The 16,628-nt window shown below is 71.3% G+C and carries 21 protein-coding genes; 7 read left to right on the forward strand and 14 right to left on the reverse strand.

Going from position 1 to position 16,628, the window contains the following annotated elements:
• Positions 1 to 56 precede the first annotated feature (56 nt).
• Positions 57 to 677 (forward strand): putative glycolipid-binding domain-containing protein, encoded by a 621-nt coding sequence (locus O7602_RS27365; RefSeq protein WP_281585475.1) that lies wholly within the window; start codon positions 57 to 59, stop codon positions 675 to 677.
• A 7-nt stretch (positions 678 to 684) separates the two neighbouring features.
• Here O7602_RS27365 and O7602_RS27370 read toward each other — a convergent pair whose 3' ends face one another.
• Complete coding sequence (locus tag O7602_RS27370; RefSeq protein WP_281585476.1) at positions 685 to 1,245, reverse strand: TetR/AcrR family transcriptional regulator; 561 nt, start codon at positions 1,243 to 1,245, stop codon at positions 685 to 687.
• Between the two features lie 89 nt (positions 1,246 to 1,334).
• Between O7602_RS27370 and O7602_RS27375 the strand changes: the two genes are divergently transcribed.
• Positions 1,335 to 2,237 carry an SDR family NAD(P)-dependent oxidoreductase gene (locus O7602_RS27375; protein ID WP_281585477.1) on the forward strand — a complete coding sequence of 301 codons (903 nt, stop codon included), beginning with the start codon at positions 1,335 to 1,337 and terminating at the stop codon, positions 2,235 to 2,237.
• A gap of 62 nt (positions 2,238 to 2,299) precedes the next feature.
• Here the strand turns inward: O7602_RS27375 and O7602_RS27380 are convergent, their stop codons facing one another.
• The 3 genes from O7602_RS27380 to O7602_RS27390 all read right to left on the reverse strand — a co-directional run bounded on the left by O7602_RS27380 (position 2,300) and on the right by O7602_RS27390 (position 5,133).
• A complete protein-coding gene (locus O7602_RS27380; protein WP_281585478.1) occupies positions 2,300 to 3,391 on the reverse strand; it encodes a PLP-dependent cysteine synthase family protein in 1,092 nt (363 codons plus the stop codon).
• A gap of 10 nt (positions 3,392 to 3,401) precedes the next feature.
• Positions 3,402 to 4,244, reverse strand: coding sequence for an SDR family oxidoreductase (locus O7602_RS27385; protein ID WP_281585479.1), 843 nt, complete (start codon positions 4,242 to 4,244; stop codon positions 3,402 to 3,404).
• A gap of 430 nt (positions 4,245 to 4,674) precedes the next feature.
• Positions 4,675 to 5,133 carry an Lrp/AsnC family transcriptional regulator gene (locus O7602_RS27390; protein WP_281585480.1) on the reverse strand — a complete coding sequence of 153 codons (459 nt, stop codon included), beginning with the start codon at positions 5,131 to 5,133 and terminating at the stop codon, positions 4,675 to 4,677.
• A gap of 215 nt (positions 5,134 to 5,348) precedes the next feature.
• On the opposite strand from O7602_RS27390, the gene O7602_RS27395 reads away from it, so the two are divergent.
• The gene (locus O7602_RS27395) at positions 5,349 to 5,615 is read left to right on the forward strand and encodes a BldC family transcriptional regulator (protein ID WP_091603534.1); all 267 of its coding nucleotides are present in this window, start codon (positions 5,349 to 5,351) and stop codon (positions 5,613 to 5,615) included.
• 91 nt (positions 5,616 to 5,706) lie between these two features.
• Here O7602_RS27395 and O7602_RS27400 read toward each other — a convergent pair whose 3' ends face one another.
• A complete protein-coding gene (locus O7602_RS27400; protein WP_281585481.1) occupies positions 5,707 to 6,378 on the reverse strand; it encodes a UbiX family flavin prenyltransferase in 672 nt (223 codons plus the stop codon).
• Between the two features lie 101 nt (positions 6,379 to 6,479).
• Here O7602_RS27400 and O7602_RS27405 point away from each other — a divergent pair, with 101 nt between their 5' ends.
• Positions 6,480 to 7,445 carry a terpene synthase gene (locus O7602_RS27405; RefSeq protein WP_281585482.1) on the forward strand — a complete coding sequence of 322 codons (966 nt, stop codon included), beginning with the start codon at positions 6,480 to 6,482 and terminating at the stop codon, positions 7,443 to 7,445.
• A 37-nt stretch (positions 7,446 to 7,482) separates the two neighbouring features.
• Here the strand turns inward: O7602_RS27405 and mqnP are convergent, their stop codons facing one another.
• Positions 7,483 to 8,385, reverse strand: a complete 903-nt coding sequence (gene mqnP / locus O7602_RS27410; protein WP_281585483.1) for a menaquinone biosynthesis prenyltransferase MqnP — start codon at positions 8,383 to 8,385, stop codon at positions 7,483 to 7,485.
• Positions 8,382 to 9,842 carry a menaquinone biosynthesis decarboxylase gene (locus tag O7602_RS27415; RefSeq protein WP_281585484.1) on the reverse strand — a complete coding sequence of 487 codons (1,461 nt, stop codon included), beginning with the start codon at positions 9,840 to 9,842 and terminating at the stop codon, positions 8,382 to 8,384. The genes mqnP and O7602_RS27415 overlap by 4 nt, the downstream gene beginning before the upstream one ends.
• Positions 9,843 to 9,969: 127 nt before the next feature.
• On the opposite strand from O7602_RS27415, the gene O7602_RS27420 reads away from it, so the two are divergent.
• The gene (locus tag O7602_RS27420; protein WP_281585485.1) at positions 9,970 to 10,842 is read left to right on the forward strand and encodes an alpha/beta hydrolase; all 873 of its coding nucleotides are present in this window, start codon (positions 9,970 to 9,972) and stop codon (positions 10,840 to 10,842) included.
• 12 nt (positions 10,843 to 10,854) lie between these two features.
• Here the strand turns inward: O7602_RS27420 and O7602_RS27425 are convergent, their stop codons facing one another.
• Genes O7602_RS27425 through O7602_RS27435 form a run of 3 tightly spaced genes read right to left on the reverse strand, consistent with a single transcriptional unit; the run spans position 10,855 to position 12,070 of the window.
• Positions 10,855 to 11,046, reverse strand: coding sequence for a DUF397 domain-containing protein (locus O7602_RS27425; RefSeq protein ID WP_281585486.1), 192 nt, complete (start codon positions 11,044 to 11,046; stop codon positions 10,855 to 10,857).
• A gap of 53 nt (positions 11,047 to 11,099) precedes the next feature.
• Positions 11,100 to 11,291, reverse strand: coding sequence for a DUF397 domain-containing protein (locus O7602_RS27430; protein WP_281585487.1), 192 nt, complete (start codon positions 11,289 to 11,291; stop codon positions 11,100 to 11,102).
• The gene (locus O7602_RS27435; protein ID WP_281585488.1) at positions 11,279 to 12,070 is read right to left on the reverse strand and encodes a helix-turn-helix transcriptional regulator; all 792 of its coding nucleotides are present in this window, start codon (positions 12,068 to 12,070) and stop codon (positions 11,279 to 11,281) included. Before O7602_RS27435 ends, O7602_RS27430 begins: the two co-directional genes overlap by 13 nt.
• A gap of 233 nt (positions 12,071 to 12,303) precedes the next feature.
• On the opposite strand from O7602_RS27435, the gene O7602_RS27440 reads away from it, so the two are divergent.
• A complete protein-coding gene (locus O7602_RS27440) occupies positions 12,304 to 12,552 on the forward strand; it encodes a hypothetical protein (protein WP_281585489.1) in 249 nt (82 codons plus the stop codon).
• An 82-nt stretch (positions 12,553 to 12,634) separates the two neighbouring features.
• Here O7602_RS27440 and O7602_RS27445 read toward each other — a convergent pair whose 3' ends face one another.
• From O7602_RS27445 to O7602_RS27455, 3 genes are all read right to left on the reverse strand, one after another.
• Positions 12,635 to 13,444: a nucleotidyl transferase AbiEii/AbiGii toxin family protein gene (locus O7602_RS27445; RefSeq protein ID WP_281585490.1), complete on the reverse strand. Its 810-nt coding sequence runs from the start codon at positions 13,442 to 13,444 to the stop codon at positions 12,635 to 12,637.
• Positions 13,445 to 13,512: 68 nt separating this feature from the next.
• Positions 13,513 to 14,100: a hypothetical protein gene (locus tag O7602_RS27450; protein ID WP_281585491.1), complete on the reverse strand. Its 588-nt coding sequence runs from the start codon at positions 14,098 to 14,100 to the stop codon at positions 13,513 to 13,515.
• A gap of 100 nt (positions 14,101 to 14,200) precedes the next feature.
• A complete protein-coding gene (locus O7602_RS27455; RefSeq protein WP_281585492.1) occupies positions 14,201 to 14,761 on the reverse strand; it encodes a carboxymuconolactone decarboxylase family protein in 561 nt (186 codons plus the stop codon).
• A 63-nt stretch (positions 14,762 to 14,824) separates the two neighbouring features.
• Between O7602_RS27455 and O7602_RS27460 the strand changes: the two genes are divergently transcribed.
• Positions 14,825 to 15,295, forward strand: a complete 471-nt coding sequence (locus O7602_RS27460; protein ID WP_281585493.1) for a MarR family winged helix-turn-helix transcriptional regulator — start codon at positions 14,825 to 14,827, stop codon at positions 15,293 to 15,295.
• A gap of 55 nt (positions 15,296 to 15,350) precedes the next feature.
• On the opposite strand, the gene O7602_RS27465 is transcribed toward O7602_RS27460, so the two are convergent.
• Entirely contained in the window at positions 15,351 to 16,550 is a 1,200-nt protein-coding gene (locus O7602_RS27465; RefSeq protein WP_281585494.1) for a pectate lyase, read from the reverse strand.
• Positions 16,551 to 16,628: the final 78 nt, after the last annotated feature.

Consider the following 16,628-nt stretch of genomic DNA (forward strand, 5'->3'; position numbering starts at 1 on the left):
CGGCGGCGTTCGCGCATCCGCTGCCGGTGCCGGCCGGGTCGCGTAACGTCCGGTCCATGCCGAAGTCGCTCTTCTGGACCCGGACCGACACCGCCGGCTCGGAGCACGTGGTGCTCGACGACCACCAGGGGTTGACGGCGCAGGGTGTGGCGCTGGCCGTGGATCCGATCCCCTACACCTGCCGCTACCGCCTGACGATCGGGCGGGACTGGTCGACCACCCGGCTTGAGGTCGACGCGGACGGCGCCGGCTGGGCGCGGAGCGTGCGCCTGGAGCGGGGGCGGGACGGGTGGCGCGTGCGCACCGGTGAGGAAGGCGACCTGGACGCGGCGCTGCGCGCGGCCGGGCAGCCGCTGGCGGGCCTGCCGGGTACGGACGACCCGGACCGGCTGGCCGACGCGCTCGACGTCGACCTGGGCGGTTCCCCGCTGACCAACACGCTGCCGATCCGGCGGATCGGGCTGGGTCGGCTCCCCGCCGACCTCGCCACGAGCGTGACGGTCGCCTGGGTGCTGCTGCCCGGCCTGGCCGTGGTGCCGGCCGAGCAGGTCTACACCTCGCTCGGTCCGGGCCGGGTCCGGTACGCCAGTGGCACGTTCACCACCGACCTGGAGGTCGACCCGGACGGCTTCGTGGTGCGCTACCCGGGGCTGGCCGAGCGGGCCGACCAACGCTGATCGCAGGTCAGGCGCGTAGGCCGCGGAACAGGACGTCGAGGTATCGATCGACGACATCGTCCGCACTGACCGCCGCCGCGTGTTGCACCCCGCACATCAGGTTGCGCAGGTCGTCAGCGGTGATGTCGGACCGGACGGTGCCCGCCTGCCGCGCCCGTTTCAGGACGCGGCCGAGCGCGTCGTGGAACTCGGCGGACGGCGCGACCGAGTCGCCGGTGAGGTCGTCGCCGGTGGCCAGCACCTCCGCCAGCGCCGGATCGGCTCGTAGCAACCGCAGCCCGGTCGCCACGAGCCGCTGGAAACCGGCGGCGGGATCGGTGTCGTCGGCGCTCGCCCGCGCGTCCGCCGCCAGTCGGGTGAGATTCTCCGCCGCGAGCGCCTCGATCAGCGCCTGACGGGTGGGGAAGTGCCGGTAGGCGGTGCCGACGCCCACGCCAGCGGCCTTGGCGATCGCGTTCAACGGCAGGTCCCGGTCGCCGTCACGAAGCCGGTCCCGGGCGACGGTGAGCATCCGCTCCCGGACCCGCGCGGAATCGGCCCGCAGCCGTCCAGTGGTATGCGTCGACATGCCGAGAGGATAACTCATCCGTTCTTTGCTACGCTCATCACCAGCGGATATTAAATCCGATCGGATGAAAGATCCCTTGAGGAGGGGCCATGGCCATACGCTGGACGTTCGACGACATCCCGGACCTGACCGGCCGCACGGCGGTGGTGACCGGCGCGACCAGCGGACTCGGCCTGGTCGTCGCCCAGCAGCTCGCGGCGCACGGCGCGGACGTGATCGCGGGGGTGCGGGATCCGGCCAAGGCGACCCGGGTCGCACCCGGTCTGGAAGCGCGGCGGGTCGACCTCGCCGACCTGGACTCGGTCGGCGCGTTCGCCGCCGGCCTGCACCGGGACGGCCGGGTCGTCGACCTGCTGGTCAACAACGCGGGTATCGGCGGCCACCAGGGTCGCCGACTCAGCCCGCAGGGCATCGAGATGCAGTTCGCGACCAACTTCCTCGGACACTTCGCCCTGACCGGCCGGCTGCTCGACCTGATCCGGGACGGTGGGCGCGTGGTCCACGTGGGGTCCAACCTCTACCGGCACTTCCCGGTGGAACTGCCCCTCGACGACCTGGCCGCCGAGCGGTCCTACTCTCCCTCGCGGGCGTACGTGGCGTCCAAGCTCGCAAACCTGCTCTTCGGCCTGGAACTCGACCGGCGGTTGCGACGCGCCGGGCGTCCGGTCCGGAGCCTGGTCGCGCATCCCGGCCTGGCGCGGACCGCCTTGAACTCCGACGTCGGCCAGCCCGCCCTACGCGCGACGATGGCGGTCCTCAACGCCCTGATCGGCCGCCCGGCCGAACGCGCGGCGATTCCGCTGCTGTTCGCGGCGACCGACCCGGCGGCGCACGGCGGCGTCTTCATCGGTCCGCGCAACCGGCGGTGGGACGACCGCGTGCACCTCGACCGGGTCGTCGCACCCGCGAACGACCCGGCGCTCGCCGATCAGCTGTGGGAGCGGGCGCAGGACTGGGCCGGGGTCGGGTATCCGCCGGACCTTCGGTCGTGACCGCGTCGCCGCCCGCTCCGACCGGGCGGACACCGTCGATCAGGCCAGCCACGCTCCGCGCGTCAGGCCGGCCAGGAGCCGTCGGTCCGGAACCTGTCGACGACGGCCAGGTACGGGGCGAGGTCGAGACCCTGCGCGGCCACCCACCCGTCGTCGTAGTAGGTGTCGCCGTAGCGGTCGCCCCGGTCGCAGATCAGCGTGACCACCGAGCCGGTCCGGCCGGCGGCGAGCATCTCCGCGATCAGCGCGAACGCGCCCCACAGGTTGGTGCCGGTGGAGCCGCCCACCCGACGGCCGAGCACGGCCGAGCCCGACCGCATCGCGGCCAGCGACGCGGCGTCCGGCACCTGGACCATCCGGTCCACCACGCTTGGTAGGAAGGACGGCTCGACGCCGGGCCGCCCGATGCCCTCGATCCGGGAGCCGCGGCCGGTGCGCAGCGACCAGTCACCGGCCCGCCAGGCCGGATAGAACGCGGAGTTCTCCGGGTCCACCACGCACAGCTTGGTGGGCAGCCGGCGGTAGCGGGCGTACCGGCCGATGGTGGCGCTGGTGCCGCCGGTGCCGGCGCCCACCACGATCCAGGCGGGAATCGGGTGCCGTTCCAGCGCGAGCTGGGCGTAGATCGACTCGGCGATGTTGTTGTTGCCCCGCCAGTCGGTGGCCCGCTCGGCGTAGGTGAACTGGTCCATGTAGTGACCGCCGGTGTCCTCGGCCAGCCAGCGCGCCTCGATCACCACCTTGGCCGGGTCCTCGACCAGGTGGCAGCGCCCGCCCTGGAACTCGATCTGGGCGATCTTCTCCGGGGAGGTGGAGGCGGGCATGACCGCGATGAACGGCAGCCCGAGCATGCGCGCGAAGTATGCCTCGGAGACCGCGGTCGACCCGGAGGACGCCTCGACGACAGTGGTGTCACGGCCGATCCAGCCGTTGCACAGCCCGTAGAGGAACAGCGAGCGGGCCAGCCGGTGCTTGAGCGAACCGGTCGGGTGCACCGACTCGTCCTTGAGATAGAGATCGATCCCCCACGCCCGGGGCAGCGGGAAGGGCAGCAGGTGGGTGTCGGCGGAGCGGTTGGCGTCCGCCTCGACCGTGGCGATGGCCTCGGTCAACCAGCGCCGGCCGGCCTCGTCGCAGCGGTCGAGATGAGTCACGCCGGCAACGTTACAAGCGAGGTGGGCTCGGATCCGCCCGGACCCGGCGCGCCTGCCGGCGCTGCCCGGCCCGGCCGGCGGCCCGCACCACCGGGGTCAGGGCCAGGGCGAGCCGGGGGTACGCGTCGAGCAGCCGCACCTGCGCGCCACGCCAGCGCGGCAGGCTGACCACCGGTCGGGGCCGGCGGGCCAGCCGTACCGCCCGCGCGGCCACCCGCTCCGGCGTCAGCAACGACCCGGTGAAGGAGGCGAGCGCACCGGGGTCGTCGAGCTTGTCGTGCAGCATCGGCGTCCAGATCCCGTCCGGGCACAGGCACGACACGTGTACGCCCCGGACGCCCGCCATCCGCAGGTCGCTCAGGGTGCCGAGGCTGAACGCCAGCAGGGCATGCTTGCTTGCGGCGTAGACGGTCTCCCCGGGTGCCGCGATCAGCCCGGCCAGCGACACCACGTTGAGCACGTGCCCGTGGCCCTGTTCCCGCATGACCGCGAGCGCGGCCAGTGTGCCGTTCATCGCGCCGAGCGCGTTGACCTCCACCACCCGGCGTCGGGTCTGCGCGTCGTGCCCCCAGGAGGGGCCGGTGACCAGGATGCCGGCGTTGTTCACCCACAGTCCGAGCCCACCCGGCGCGCCGGCCGCCTCGGCGGCGACCGCGGCGCAGGCAGCCTCGTCGCGTACGTCGAGGGGGTGGGACCAGCCGCCCAACGACGCGGCGGTGACGGCCGCCGCCTCGGCGTCGACGTCTGTCACCAGCACCCGCCAGCCGTCGGCGTACAGCGCGGCGGCGAGCGAGCGGCCGAGCCCGCCGGCCGCTCCGGTCACCACGGCGGCGCCCCGCTCCGAGGTCGTCATCGCCGCACGCTAACCGCCCGCCCCGCCCGCCGACCAGCCCCTCACCCGCCCTTCGGGACCGGACCGAACCCGACCGAACCCGCACCCGACCCGCCGAACCCCCGACCCGACCCGCCAGACCCGGACCCGACCCGCCGAACTCCGACCCGACCCGCCAGACCCGGACCCGCCCAGCCGGACGTCGACCGGCCACGACCTGCCACGCGGCCAAGCCGGATCACCGGGCCAGAGCCGGCGCGGCGACGAGGCCCCGGGTGGTGCCTTCGCGTTGCCTAGAAACTTGATGGCGTAGATGAATCAGCGGAACCGCCAGGTTCGGCGAAACCGCTGCGGGCGGCGAAGCAGGCGCACCTGACTCGTTTACGTCATCAAGTTTCTAGGCAACGCGAAGGCATCCCGGCACCGACTGGCCGCGACCTCGATTCGGTGGTCAGGGGGTGGGGGGCACGAGTGGTTGGGGACGGTTCTCCCACTTGGTCGACAGGGCGATGCCGGTGCGGGTGGAGGCGACGCCGGGCGTGCGGTTCAGCCGGACGATCAACTGTTCCAACTCGGCGATGGTGCCCACCCGCGCCTTGAGCAGGAACGATTCCACGCCGGCCATGAAGTAGCAGGACTCGATCTCGGGGATCTGGCGGAACGCCTCAAGCACGTCGTCGGTGTCCGCGTCGGAGTTCTCCACGATGCCGATCAGGGCGGTGACCCCGAGCCCGACGGACTCCGGCTCGACCTCGGCCCGGTAGGCGCGGATCACGCCGCCGGACTCCAGCTTGCCGACCCGTTCGTGCACGGCCGGGGCGGACAGGCCGACCTGCCGGGCCAGTTCGGCGTACGACAGGCGGGCGTTGCCGCGCAGCAGCTCCACGAGGCTCAGGTCGATCGCGTCCACGGAGAGTGACCCTATCCATTCACAAACGCCCGCTCACAGCGGGTCTACGCCGGTAGCATTTACTAACTTTCGCACTGTGTGTGTTTTTCGCGTTTGGCGGACACGCCCGGTCGCTGGTGCTGTAATTACCGTACGTCCCTCATGACGGCTCTGGGCTCGCACCGGCCGGGGGCAGTGTGTTCAGCCGGGGGCTTCGTCGACGCGAGGAGGGGGCTGTGGACACTGGAGATCGCCTGCTGACACCGGGTGAGGTCGCTGCGCTGTTTCGGGTTGACCCGAAGACCGTGACCAGATGGGCAGCGGCCGGCCGGATCGGCAGCATCCGGACTCCAGGCGGGCATCGCCGGTTTCGGGAATCCGAGGTGCGGGCCCTGCTGGAGGGGGAGGGCATGCTGGACGAGGCGGAAGACATGGGCAAGCCACGCAACGTGGGCCCGACCGCCTCGACCGGCCCCGGCCCGGCGAACGCCGGCATGTACTGAAGCGAGCGGGGCGCGGTCCGACCGGTGAGGCGGGCCGCGCCCCGACCGGCTCGCGGTCCCGCCGGTAAGGCTGGTTTCGCGGTCCCGTCGGTCAGGCCGGTTTCGCGGTCCCGCCGGTCAGGCCGGTTTCGCGGTCCCGCCGGGCTGCGGCCAATTGCCCGGACCAGCGCCGGAACAACGTGTGCGGGACGCCGAGCGCGTCGAGCACCTTGCCCGCCACGAAGTCGACCAGCTGCTGGGCGGAGGCGGACGCCCCCGCGCCGTAGAAACCCGGGCTGGCCGGCAGCACCACGGCGCCGGCGTCGTGCAACGCGATGAGGTGCTCCAAGTGGCTGCGGGTCACCGGGGTCTCCCGGGGCACCACCACGACCGGCCGCCGTTCCTTCAGGTTCACCTCGGCGGCGCGCTGGAGCAGGTCCTTCGACAGACCGATCGCGATGCCGGCGCAGGCGGCGGTGCTGGCCGGCACCACCGCCATCCCGCGTACCCGGTAGGAGCCGCTGCTCGGCCCGGCCGCCAGGTCGCCGGCGGGCCAGTGCCGCAGGTCCGCCCCGGCGAGGTCACGATCGAGCCAGCCGGCCAGGTCGTCGGCCCAGTGCGCGTCCCGGAACGGCCGGCCGGTCTCGTCGAGGACGGTCAGCCGGGCAGCTCGGGAGACGATCAGGTCCACCGCCTGACCGGCGTCGAGCAGGCCCCGGACGACCGCCGCCGCGTACGGTGTGCCGGAGGCGCCGGAGACGCCCACCACCCATGGTTCGCGCATGCCGTCAAGCCTGCCAGGCCGGACGCGAACCGGGTCGACGGGTCTTCCCGTGGCATGGGATTCTCTGACCGGCAATCCAACCCTCACGGGAAGGCCCGGTGATGACGGCTGCCGTGCTGCGGGCGCTGCGCTCCGACTGTCCCGTTCCGCCCCGGATCTCCCCGTACGCCGACGAGGTGCAGGGCTGGCTGGCCACCCGGCTGGACCGGCTCGGCCTGCCGCTCGACCCGGCCACCCGGCGGCGGCTGACCCGGTCCGGTTTCGCCAGGTACGCCGGCCGGCTCTACCCGGACGCCAGCGAGGCCGACCTGCGCGTGCTGACCGCGCTGTTCACCTGGTTCTTCCTGGTCGACGACGCCTGCGACGGCCCGGACCGGCTGACCCCGGCGCAGATCCGCGCGCTGCGCGACGGCACGCTCGCGCTGCTCCGCGACGGTCCCCGGGCCCGCCACCCCGGCTTCGCCGGCCCGCTGCGCCGGCTGCTGGTGCAGGCGTGGCGGGAGCCGCGCCGCCGGATGCCGGCCCGGTGGCGGCTGCGGTTCGCCGACGCCGTCGCCGACCACCTCGACGGCGTCTCGCGGGAGGCGGCGGCCACCTCGACCGGCCGCCCGCCAGGCGTCGCCGAGTACATCCGGCTGCGCCGGGCCACCTCGGCGGCGTACGTGTCGTACCCGCTGATCGAGTTCGCGTCCCGGCGACCGCTGCCCGACGCGGTCTACCACCATCCCGCGCTGCGCCGCCACGCCGACCTCGGCAACGACCTGCTCTCCTGGTTCAACGACATCGCCTCGCTGGAACGCGACCGGGCCGTCGGCGGCGGGCACAACCTGGTGCTCGCGGTGGCCGGCGAACGGGGCGTGCCGGTGCCGGCCGCGGTCGACCTGGTGGCCGGGCACTGGCGGGCCGAGATGAGCCGCTTCATGGCGTTGCGCGCGGCGGTGCCGTCGTTCGGTCCGGCGCTGGACGAGGCGGTCACCGCCCACCTCGACGGGGTGGCCGCCGCCGTCCGGGGCACGGTCGACTGGACGTTGGAGAGCGCCCGCTACCCGGTGGCCGCGGCGCCCTGACCCGCCCCGGCGCGCCCTGCCCCGGACCGCTGCCCGCTCAGGGGCGCAGGTCGAGCCGGATCACCAGGTCGAGCAGGGCGAACACGAACAACGCGATGCCGACGAACCCGTTGGCGGTGAAGAACGCCCGGTTGACCCTGCTCAGGTCGGTAGGACTGACCACCAGGTGCTGGTAGCCGAACGCGACCGCGGTGAACGCCAGCCCGATCCACCAGAGCCAACCGAAGCCGACGAGCGCGCCGAACCAGATGAACAGCGCGAACGTCACCACGTGCGCGACGGTGGAGGCGTGCAGCGCGAAGCGGCGGCCGTACCGGGCCGGCACGCTGTGCACGCCGATCTCCCGGTCGATCTCCGAGTCCTGGCAGGCGTAGATCAGGTCGAAGCCGCCGATCCACAGCCCGACCGCCGCGCCGAGCAGCCAGGCCGGGCCGGACCTGGCCAGGGTGCCGGTGACCGCCAGCCAGGCGCCGACCGGGCCGACCGCCTGGGCCAGCGCGAGGATGGCGTGCGGCCAGTTGGTGAACCGCTTGCCGTACGGGTAGACCACGAGCGGCACCGCGGCCAGCGGCGCGAGCGCCAGGCAGAGCGGGTTGAGCAGGGCGGCGGCGCCCAGGAAGACCACGAGCGCGACGACCGCGCCCGTCCAGGCCGTGCGCACGCTCACCGCCCCGGTGACCAGTTCCCGGTTGGCGGTACGCGGGTTCCGCGCGTCGATCCGCCGGTCGAGGATCCGGTTGGCGGCCATCGCGAACGTCCGCGCGCCGACCATCGCCACGGTGATCAGCAGCAGGTCGAGCCAGCGCACCCGCCCGCCGTTGACCTGCATCGCGGTCAGCGCGGACAGGTACGCGAACGGCAACGCGAACACGGAGTGCTCGATCGCGACGAGCTTGAGGAAGGACGTGACCCGGCCGGGCCGCTCCGCCACCGCGGTCATCGGATCCCGTACTCCTTCCAGCGCTTGTCGACCAGCGCGACCACCTCGGGCGACATGGTCATCTCCTCGGGCCAGCCCCGGGTGTAGCCCTCGGTGGGCAGCTTGCGGGTCGCGTCGAGGCCCGCCTTGCCGCCCCAGAACTGCTGGTACGAGGCGTGGTCCAGGTGGTCGACCGGCCCTTCGGTGACCATCAGGTCGCGGGCGTAGTCGACGTTGCCGAAGGCGCGGAAGGCGACCTCGTGGTAGTCGTGCACGTCGCAGTCCTCGTCGACGATCACGATCAGCTTGGTCAGCGACATGAGGTGGGCGCCCCAGATCGCGTTCATCACCTTCTGTGCGTGCTTCGGGTAGCGCTTGCGGATCGACACGATCGCGCAGTTGTGGAAGACCCCGGCGGCCGGCAGGTCGTAGTCGACGATGTCCGGGATCATCAGCTTGAGCAGCGGTAGGAAGATCCGCTCGGTGGCCTTGCCGAGGCCGTGGTCCTCCTGCGGCGGCTTCGACGTGATGATCGAGTGGTAGACCGGGTCGCGCCGCATGGTCATGGTCTCGACGTGCAGCACCGGGAACGGCTCGACCGGCGTGTAGAAGCCGGTGTGGTCGCCGAACGGACCCTCCGGCAGCCGCTCGCCCGGCTCCAGGTAACCCTCCAGCACCACCTGGGCGTGCGCCGGCACCTGCAACGGCACGGTCAGGCAGTCGACCATCTCCACCCGCTCGCCACGCAGGAAGCCGGCGAACAGGTATTCGTCGATATCGCCAGGTAGCGGCGCGGTGGCCGCGTACGAGACGACGGGGTCGCAGCCGATGGCGATGGCGACCGGGAGCCGCTGGCCGAGCCGCTCGGCCACGGCGTGGTGCGCGGTCGAGTCCTTGTGGATCTGCCAGTGCATGCCGAGCGTGTTGCGCCCGTGCTGCTGGAGCCGGTAGAGGCCCAGGTTGCGCTTGCCGGTCTCCGGGTGCTTGGTGTGGGTAAGCCCGAAGTTGTGGAAGATCCCGCCGTCACCCGGCCACACCTGGAGCCCGGGCAGCCTTCCGAGGTCGACGTCGTCGCCGGAGTAGACCACCTGCTGGCAGGGCGCGGTCTTGACCTTGCGGGGCGGCACGGACTTGAGCTGCATGACCTTGCCGAGGCCCTCACGGATGCCGGACCAGCCGACCGGCAGCTCCGGCTTGACCAGCGCGCCGATCCGGGCGCCGATCTCGTCGAGCGTCTCGACGCCGAGCGCCATGGCCATCCGCTTCTCGGTGCCGAACAGGTTGACCGCGACCGGCATCTCGCCCCGGGTGGGCCGCTCGAAGAGCAGCGCCGGCCCGCCGTCGCGGACGGTCCGGGTGACCACCTCGCTCATCTCCAGCGTCGGGTCGACCGGAACGGTGACCCGCCGCAGTTCCCCGGCGCGCTCCAGGGCCGCTAGGAAGTCGTTGAGATCGTCGTACGGAAAGCCACGCCCCATGCCCCCATCCTCCCCCACCCCTCCGGGGTGTAAGGAGGGGGCCCTTGTTAACGCATTTGGTAGAGGCGGGGGCCCTTCTTAACAACCACCCGCCGCATGGACCGAGGTCAACCGGGTAGGTGGCGGGATGGGTGACGGGCGGGTGCCGGCGGGGTTCAGCGAGCAGCGGGCCCAGGTGGGCGACGTGGGGATCAACTATGTCCGGGGTGGCCGGGGGCCGACAGTCGTGCTGCTGCACGGCTACCCGCAGTGCTGGCGGATGTGGCGGCACCTGCTGCCCGAGCTGGCGCAGTCGTACCAGGTGATCGCCCCCGACCTGCGCGGCTTCGGCGACAGCGACGCCCCAGCCGGCGGGTACGACAAGAAGACCGTCGCCGCCGACCTGCACGGGCTGCTCACCGGGCTCGACCTGGCCGGGGACATCCGGCTGGTCGGCCACGACCTGGGCACCATGGTCGCGTACGCCTATGCCGCCGCCCATCCCGACGCCGTCACCCGGCTGGCGCTCACCGAGGCACCGATCCCCGACGAGAGCATCTACACGATCCCGGCGCTGACCGCCGCCGGCCCGGCGGTGTGGAACTTCGGTTTCTTCACCGTCCCCAACGGCCTGCCCGAGCAGCTCGTCGCCGGCCGGGAGGCGCTCTGGGTCGACCGGTTCACCGACTCGATCATGGTCAACAAGGGCAGTCTCGGCCCGGACGAGATCGAGGAGTACGCCGGCCACCTGCGCGACGAGGCGCACCTGCGGGCCAGCTTCGCCTACTTCCGCGCATTCGGGCAGGACATCGCGGACAACACGGCGTACCGGGGCACGAAGCTGCCGATGCCGGTGCTCGCCGTCGGCGCGGAGGCCAGCCTCGGCGGCCAGGTGGCCGAGCAGGTGCGCCGATATGCCGACACGGTCACCGGCGAGGTGGTCGCGGACTGCGGCCACTGGCTCTTCGAGGAGCGGCCGGCGCAGCTCGCCGCCCTGCTGTTGCCGTTCCTGAAGGGCTGACGAACGCCCAGGTCAGAGCCGCCCGGCCGACACCACGAACGCGCGCCACGCGGCCGGGCGGAAGGTCAGCACCGCGCCGTCGCGGTCCTTGCTGTCGCGTACGCCGACCACGCCGGGAACGTTGTCGGCCACCTCGACGCAGTTGCCGCCGTTGGTGCTGCTCCGGGTGCTGGTGCGCCACCGGGCGCCGCTCAGGTCCGCCATGTCTCCGCCACCTCCGTCAACAACTCCATCGACTGCCGGGACGACCGGACCGCTCAGTGCCGGCGGGCCGACGCCACGAACGCGCGCCACGCGGCCGGGCGGAAGGTCAGCACCGCGCCGTCGCGGTCCTTGCTGTCGCGTACGCCGACCACGCCGGCAAGGTTGTCGGCCACCTCGACGCAGTCCCCGCCGTTGGTGCTGCTCCGGGTGCTGGTGCGCCACCGGGCGCCGCTCAGGTCCGCCATGTCTCCGCCACCTCCGTCAGCAACTCCATCGACTGCCGGGGCGGCAGCGCCTCGCCCTCGATCGACTCCCAGGACGACCGGACCGCGAGCACGTCCTCGGTGCGGTCGATCACCTGACCCTTGAGCTGATCGTCGAGATAGACGACGTCCTCCCCGGAGGGCAGCGTAGCCAGCACGAAGGCCCCGGCGACACCGGAATACGCGCCGGTCGAGGCGGGCACCACCTGGATCCGTACCCGAGGATTTTCGTCGGCCACCTTGACCAGCCGCAACACCTGCTCGCGCATCACCAGCGGACCGCCGACCGGACGACGCAGCACGTGCTCGTCCAGCATGGCGACGAGGTGCGGTGGCTTCTCCCCGGCCAACACCGCCTGCCGGGCGAGCCGAGCCTCCACCCGCCGCTCCACCTCCGCCTCGTCGAACAGGCCGACGCTGCGGAACAACGCGCGGGCGTAGGCCGACGTCTGCAACAGCCCCGGCACCACCGTGTTCTCGAACGACCGGAGCACGGTCGCCTGTCGCTCGTTGGCCTCCCACTCCCGCATCCACTGCGGCGACCCGAGCCGGGCCAGCATCCGGCCGAACACGCCACAGGTGTCGAGCGCCACGTCCACCCGGTCCCAGAAGTCCGGCGGCGGCCTACGCGCGCCGGTCTCGACCATTGCCACCGTTGACGGCGAATAGCTGATCGCCTTCGCCAGATCCTCCTGGGTCATCTTCCGGGCCGCCCGCATGTGCCGCAGCTCCTCGATCAACACCTGCAAGCGCTCGTCCACCCGCACGCCTCCTCACGGTCGCGCACCGCGTGTCTCACCGACCTCACCGACGACTCGGCCCCACACACAGGGTGACCATACGCCTTCCCGTAGTGGTCACGCCGTCCCGAAACTGTGCACAGCGGAATCGTTCGGATCCGAGCCGAAAAGGACGGACGAAACCGCGGAGGGGCCGTCCGGTACGTCGGCGGCGGACGGCCCCTCCCGCCAGCCCGGCGACCGAGGAGGAAGCGATGATGCGACGCCACGACCCGCACCGGCCACTGTGGCTCTGCCGGGCCTGCGGCGGCCCGTGGCCGTGCGGCACAGCCCGACTCACCCTGCTGGACGAGTACGCGGACCGCGTCGCCCTGTGCATCTACCTCGCCGGGATGCTCTACACCGCCGTCGAGGATCTGCACCGGCTCGATCCGCGCAACGCGCCGAAGCCGGCTGCCCTGCACGAGCGCTTCCTCGGCTGGGCCACCCCACGCCGTGGTTAAGGCGGGGCCCCTTGTTAACGCATTAGGTAGAGGCGGGGCCCCTGCTTAACAGCGCAACTCAAGCGACGGCGAACGTGGACGTTCATCCTTCCGGAGCGATACGAGCCTGCTGCCAGTGCTGAATAATGATCTTGTGGGCCTCGGTCGCGGATGTAACCGCAAGCCCGATCTCCGCCGCCAGGACCTCGTAACGCACGGCCCACGACGGCGGAGGATCAGGCAAGTCTTCCGGGACAGCGTGGGAGCGCCGGATGGAGAAGACGTGGTGGACACGCCCAACCAGTTCGGCATCAGCCGACACCCCATCCTCCACAAGCAGGACCAGGTCGATCAGGTCTCTCACTCGGGTGGATTCCCCGGTCTCATAGAGCCGGGTCAGGGCGTGCAGCTTCTCGGCGTACTGCTGTCGCAGGTCAGCGACCCACATCGAGCGCGTGGGGATGTGCGCAAACGCCAACTCGTCCGGCAGTTCACGCAGTTCCACCCCGCCGAGTTCCTCTGCACGGGCCACCACATCGAGCTTGATCTTGGCGAAAAGCTGCCCCGCAAGGCGGCACTCGACCGGGAGCCGCCAGGCTGGGCGCCCGTACGCGTCGTCGCGCAAGCGAGCCGGTGCGGCTGCGGAGTAGACGAAACAGTCCCCGTCCGGATCGACGAGCAGGGCTTCGGTGAGCGCCTCGTGGAGTTCCGATCCGTCGGCCGGGTCGCTCACCAGACCCGGACGCATGACCAGGTCGACGTCGCGCGTCGATCGCGCCAGTCCGGGTCGCCGCAGCTCTACTGCCATGCCGCCCTTCAGCACCCAGATGTCGGCGTTGTCGTGGACGAGCCGGACCAGAAGACGAGCGAAGGCAAGGCGACGGCGAAGCCAGTTCGGGTCTCTACCCGACACCCGCGCCCGTTGAAGTATCCGATCATCAAGGGCGGCACGGAGTGCGGAGGCCGTCGCGTATCTCTTGCTCACCGACCCGCCGCATCCAGCGCCACCTGCACCCCGAGTTCCGCTGTCGGGCTGAGCTCGGTGGCGGCGGCGCGGAGGCGGCGTGGTGTGGTCAGACCTCGGCTGAGCGCATCAGCGACGGCGTCGTTGAGCCACTGCTGTTCGATCCGCTCGTCCGCGCACTCCGCCAGGGCTCGGCTTGGTGTGGTCACGCGAAATCCCTCCCGATCCTCTGTGTGCTCGGCGGGAGGGAGGTCGCGGTGCAGCACGACGCCGGCAGTCGACCGTCGGAATCGTGGCGGCACCGACAGGTGCACCACGGCCGGGTCGAGGTCCCCGAGGTCGTGCAGGGACAGCGCACTGGCATGGCTCACGACGCCCTTCCCGCCGCTCCACAGCACCCAACGGATCAGTGGGGCGAACTGATGCGCCGGCCAGTCCGGAATCTGGAAAATTCCTCGATCGACCCGCACCCAGTTGCCACAGTCGACGTGGTACTTCTGAGCCTGGTGTGTGTATCCCGCCTCCACGGCCTGGGCAGCCGTGAAGTAGCCATGCTGACGGACAGCCAGGCCGAACAGCCTGCGCCTGTGCTGTTGCCGGTCCACGCGCACACATCAAAGTAACAAACTAAAGATAATTTGTAGTTTCTGACCCAGCCACGGCGCGAAACTAAAGTTTTTCTGTAGCAATGCGCAAAACGCCGAGTCAGGCGGCGGGCGTCCAGGCGTACGCGCTCAGGGGTTCGTCGAGCGGCGCGGCGGTGAGCCGGTTCGCGAAGGTCGAGATGGTGTAGGTCCCGACGCCGAGCACGACGTCGAGCGCGTGCCGCGGCTGCCAGCCGGCCGCGAGGAGCGCGTCCAGCTCGGCGTCGGGGACGGCACCCCGGTGGTCGAGCACGGCGACGGTGAACCGGCGCAGTGCCTCCAGCCGGGGTTCGGGCAGCGTCCCGCCGGCACGCAGCGCGTCGATCAGCTCCGGCGCGGCGCGGTGGCGGGTGAGCGTCGCGGTGTGCATGGCCACGCAGAGGTGGCAGGCGTTGCGGGTGGCGACCGTCAGCACGACCACCTCCCGGGCGATCGGGTCGAGGTCGGTGGCTTCGAAGGCGGCGTTGGCGGCGAGGAAGCCCTTGAGCAGCTCGGGTGAGCCGGCCATCAGGCCGACGGCGGCGGGCAGGTGGCCCAGCTTGCGGTGGACGCCGGCCATGACCGGGCGGGCGGCGGCCGGCGCCGTGTCGGCCGTGTGGACGGGGAAGGTCGATCGGGGCATGGCAGCCTCCCGGGGGTACGGTAGTCAACGTGGTTGACGAAATAGTAAACGTGGTTGTCGAACATGGCAACGCCTGACCGCCCCGGCTTCGCGCTGCCGCTACTCCTGCTCGCCGGCTTCCGCGCGCTCATCGACGATTTGCACGTCGAGCTGGCCCGGCACGGGCACACCGAGTTGCGCCCGGCGCACGGCTTCGTGCTCCAGGCCGTGGGTCCGGCCGGCACCACCGCCTCCGACCTCGGGCACCGGCTCGGCGTCTCCAAGCAGGCCGCCGGCAAGACGGTCGACCGGCTGGTCGCGCTCGGCTACCTGGAACGGGTGGACGACCCCGCCGACGCGCGCCGGAAGCTGGTCCGGATGACCGCCCGGGGCCACGACGGATTGCACCGTTCGGCGGTCGTCTTCGACGAGCTGCGCGACCGCTGGGTGGCCGCGCTCGGTGCCGACCGGGTCGCGGCGATCGAGGACGACCTGCGCCGGATGGCCCCCGCCGACGTGTTCCGCCTCGACGTGCCGGGCTGGCTCGGCGGGTGAAGGACAAGAAAGGGGCGCCCGACCGGAGACGGCGGACGCCCCTTTCTGAACACCACTACCGGAAGACGACGTCACTCCTGTTGACCTTGCAGTTGGCGTCGTTCCAGCCCTCACCGAGGTAGCTGGGTTCGCTGCCCTTGGCCACACCCTTGTACTTGCCGCAGATGGTGGCCGAGCCGATCACGACCACGCGAGTGATCGTGGCGGTGTCGTTCCAGTTGCTGTTGATGCCGGCGAGCATGTCGATGTCGTCGACGAGGACGTTGTCGATGCGCACGTGGCGGGTGTACGAGGTGGAGCAGTTGCCGCAGGCGCGGTACAGCTTGCCGGTCCCCTTCAGGTAGAAACCGGAGATGTTGACCGTGCCGTTGCCGTTGTGCTGGAAGGTCTTGTCGCTGCCGCTGCGCGCGCCGCCACCGATGACGTAGGACGTGCCGCCGTTTGTCTGCTTGAAGGTGGCGGCGTCCTCACCGATGTCGTTCCACCACACGTTGCGCAGCGTGCAGGTGCCCTCGCAGTGCACGCCGTCACCGGCGGGCGAACCGAGGATGACGTTCTGCAACGTGCCACCGTTGGCGACCTTGAAGATCGGGTCCTGCGACTCGCCCTGCCCACCGTCGCCCATGCAGCAGTAGGTCTTCATGCCGCCGTCGAAGGTGCCTGACACGTTGACCGTACTCGAAATGTTCACCGAGCCGGCCGACGACGGCCACGCGCCGGTCGGCGTGCCCGGGTTGCCGGTCGGGCCGGACGTCGGACCGCTTGTGGGGCCGCTGGTCGGGTTCGATCCGCCGCTGGCGTACGTCTCGAACTCGGCGATCCGCGGGGTGCCGGACGCGCCGGTGATGACGAGGGAGATCTTCTTCAGCGACGTCGAGGAGAAGTTGATGGTGCTCGGGGCGCCGCCGCCGCTGGCCAGGACGGAGCCCGTGTCGTGGTTCTTGAGCTGCCAGCCGCTGATCGAGCCGCCACCCGGGGCCGGCACGATGACAGCCGAGGACACCGTGGTGGCGCTGCCCCACTTGACCGAGATCGTGCCGGTCGAACCGGTCGGCGACCAGTAGGTGCCGGTGTTGCCGTCGATCACGTTGCCGTAGCTGGTGCCGCTGGCCTTGCTGGAGCCGTCGGCGCCGGCGCCGAGGCTCAGGTTGGTGGCGGCCGAGGCGTTGGGAACCTGCAACGCCAGCGCGACGACGGCACCTACGACCGCAGTGGTGCCGCCGGTCAGCCACCGCGTGGCGACTTTACGTCTCATCTGGTTTCACCTTTCGAGCGTGCGTACCCTGGGTAAAAGAAAGCGCTTTCAGGTAACCATAGAGAAACATCGATGTCT

The organism is Micromonospora sp. WMMD1128 (assembly GCF_027497235.1).
Classification (GTDB): Bacteria; Actinomycetota; Actinomycetes; order Mycobacteriales; family Micromonosporaceae; genus Micromonospora.

Bases quoted from the DNA above. Each gene is read 5' to 3' on its own strand.
- O7602_RS27385 (WP_281585479.1), bottom strand. From the start codon at position 4,244: ATGACGACCTCGGAGCGGGGCGCCGCCGTGGTGACCGGAGCGGCCGGC.
- mqnP (WP_281585483.1), bottom strand. From the start codon at position 8,385: ATGACCGCGGTGGCGGAGCGGCCCGGCCGGGTCACGTCCTTCCTCAAG.
- O7602_RS27375 (WP_281585477.1), top strand. From the start codon at position 1,335: ATGGCCATACGCTGGACGTTCGACGACATCCCGGACCTGACCGGCCGC.
- O7602_RS27440 (WP_281585489.1), top strand. From the start codon at position 12,304: ATGATGCGACGCCACGACCCGCACCGGCCACTGTGGCTCTGCCGGGCC.
- O7602_RS27405 (WP_281585482.1), top strand. From the start codon at position 6,480: ATGACGGCTGCCGTGCTGCGGGCGCTGCGCTCCGACTGTCCCGTTCCG.
- O7602_RS27430 (WP_281585487.1), bottom strand. From the start codon at position 11,291: ATGGCGGACCTGAGCGGCGCCCGGTGGCGCACCAGCACCCGGAGCAGC.
- O7602_RS27370 (WP_281585476.1), bottom strand. From the start codon at position 1,245: ATGTCGACGCATACCACTGGACGGCTGCGGGCCGATTCCGCGCGGGTC.
- O7602_RS27420 (WP_281585485.1), top strand. From the start codon at position 9,970: ATGGGTGACGGGCGGGTGCCGGCGGGGTTCAGCGAGCAGCGGGCCCAG.
- O7602_RS27460 (WP_281585493.1), top strand. From the start codon at position 14,825: ATGGCAACGCCTGACCGCCCCGGCTTCGCGCTGCCGCTACTCCTGCTC.
- O7602_RS27455 (WP_281585492.1), bottom strand. From the start codon at position 14,761: ATGCCCCGATCGACCTTCCCCGTCCACACGGCCGACACGGCGCCGGCC.
- O7602_RS27415 (WP_281585484.1), bottom strand. From the start codon at position 9,842: ATGGGGCGTGGCTTTCCGTACGACGATCTCAACGACTTCCTAGCGGCC.
- O7602_RS27425 (WP_281585486.1), bottom strand. From the start codon at position 11,046: ATGGCGGACCTGAGCGGCGCCCGGTGGCGCACCAGCACCCGGAGCAGC.
- O7602_RS27465 (WP_281585494.1), bottom strand. From the start codon at position 16,550: ATGAGACGTAAAGTCGCCACGCGGTGGCTGACCGGCGGCACCACTGCG.
- O7602_RS27400 (WP_281585481.1), bottom strand. From the start codon at position 6,378: ATGCGCGAACCATGGGTGGTGGGCGTCTCCGGCGCCTCCGGCACACCG.
- O7602_RS27365 (WP_281585475.1), top strand. From the start codon at position 57: ATGCCGAAGTCGCTCTTCTGGACCCGGACCGACACCGCCGGCTCGGAG.